This is a genomic window from Streptomyces sp. NPDC002328 (assembly GCF_042890065.1).
In the GTDB taxonomy this organism is placed as follows: Bacteria; Actinomycetota; Actinomycetes; order Streptomycetales; family Streptomycetaceae; genus Streptomyces.
This window is the reverse complement of record NZ_JBIARQ010000048.1, coordinates 1-1,978: the sequence shown is the minus strand read 5'-3', so window position 1 is coordinate 1,978 and position 1,978 is coordinate 1. Positions and strand designations below refer to the sequence as shown.

Annotated in this window: 1 protein-coding gene; it reads left to right on the top strand. The window is 69.1% G+C overall.

All coding sequences use genetic code 11. The features are described from left to right. Positions 1-123 precede the first annotated feature (123 nt). Positions 124-1,920, top strand: a complete 1,797-nt coding sequence (locus ACFYX4_RS40950) for an IS481 family transposase (protein WP_389345078.1) — start codon at positions 124-126, stop codon at positions 1,918-1,920. Positions 1,921-1,978: the final 58 nt, after the last annotated feature.

Below are 1,978 nucleotides of genomic sequence, written 5' to 3'. Positions count from 1 at the left end.
TGTCCGGTCCCGGGAGATGCTTGACACTTCGGTCCCAGCTGATGGTTGACAGTGGCCGTGATCGGCTTTTCTGTGCGCGTCGTTGCGGTGCGTGTGGGGAGGCCGGGATTGGCGCTGGTGGAGTTGTCGGTTGTCGAGCAGAGATACCGGGCTGTCCTGGCGGTGCTGGCGGGCGCGATGGTGACGGAGGTCGCCGCCCAGCTGGGCGTCTCGCGGCAGACGGTGAGCGGATGGAAGTCCCGGTATGAGGCCTCGGGTCTGGCCGGGTTGGTGGACCGTTCGCGCAGGCCTGCGTCGTGTCCGCATCAGGCTTCTGCCGAGGTGGAGGCGGCCGTGTGTGAGCTGCGGCGCGAGCATCCTCGGTGGGGTCCGCGGCGGATCGCTCATGTGCTGGAGCGGTCCGGGGCGGTGAGCCCGGTGCCGTCGCGGATGACCGTGTATCGGATCCTGGTCCGTCACGGGCTGGTGGAGCCGGGGGTGCGGCGGAGGAAGCGGTCGGATTACAAGCGCTGGCAGCGGGACCGTCCGATGCAGCTGTGGCAGATGGACATCGTCGGCGGAGTGATGCTGGTCGACCCGGTGACCGGTGAACTGACCGAGGCCAAGGTCGTGACGGGTGTGGACGATCACTCCCGGTATTGCGTGATCGCGTCGGTGGTCGAGCGGGCGACCGGGCGTGCGGTCTGCGCGGCGTTCACCCGGGCCTTGCAGGCGTTCGGGGTGCCGGAGGAGGTGCTCACCGACAACGGCAAGCAGTTCACCGACCGGTTCGGGCACGGTGGTGAGGTGTTGTTCGACCGGATCTGCCGGGAGAACGGGATCGCGCACCGTCTCACCCAGCCGGCCTCCCCGACCACGACGGGCAAGGTCGAGCGGTTCCATCAGACACTGCGGCGTGAACTCCTCGACGACTGCGGCGCGTTCGAGAGCATCGAGGAGGCTCAGGCAGCGCTGGATGCGTGGGTTCAGGAGTACAACTCCGTCCGGCCGCATCAGGCCTTGGACATGCAGTCCCCAACGGACCGCTTCACCCCGGTTCCAGAGCAGGAACGGGACGTGCTGGGCCTGAGGGTGCCCGGAGTGCTGGCGCTGGTGCCGCAGCAGCGGACGGCTCCCGCTGCGGTGCCGGATCCGGCCGAAGCGGCGCCTGCTCCTGCCCCTCTTCCTTTGGAGGTGCAGGTGGACGAGGGCGGGCCGGTGGAGTTCGAGCGGGTGGTGCCTGCGAGTGGGAATCTGCAGGTCGCGGGCAAACAGTTCTGGCTCGGCCCGGCCCGCTCAGGGCTGACGGTGACCTTCTGGGCCGACACCTCGGTGATCCATCTGCTGATCGCCGGAACGCGGATCAAAACCGTGCGGTCACACCTGTCCGTGGCGGATCTCGCGCAGCTTGCCGCCCGGGGAGGACGTGCGGCCGGACCGGCCCCGCTGCCCGCCGGCGACGCGGCCGCGTTCGAGGTGGACCGGGTCGTGAACAACAGCGGCCTGGTGAACCTGGGCGGGCGCCAGGTCCTGGCGGCGGAGATCCTCGGAGGCCGCCAGGTGGGCATCAGGATCGACGACGAGACGCTGTCGTTCTTCGACCTGTCCTCGCGACAACTGCTGCGGGTGCGGCCCAACCCACTCAGCCGCGAGGCGGTGCAGCGGTTGCGGGGACTGCGTCCGGCCGGCCCGCCGCCGCGTCCGGACACAGAGCCGGTGAGAGTCCAGCGGCGGGTCAGCGCGGTCGGCACGATCATGGTCTGCCGCCAGACCGTCTCCCTCGGACGCCCCTACGCAGGCCAGACGGTGACCGTGCACGTGTCGGACACGACGATCACCGTCGAGCTGGACGGCCAGATCCGTGTGATCCGCCGCACGACCGACGTCCCGGTCCGTAACGTGAAAGCGAACAAGCCCCACGGGGCTCCCTATGTTCTCTAGGCCCACCGTCAAGCATCACCTGGGACCAGAACGTCAGGCATCACCTGGGACCCGACAC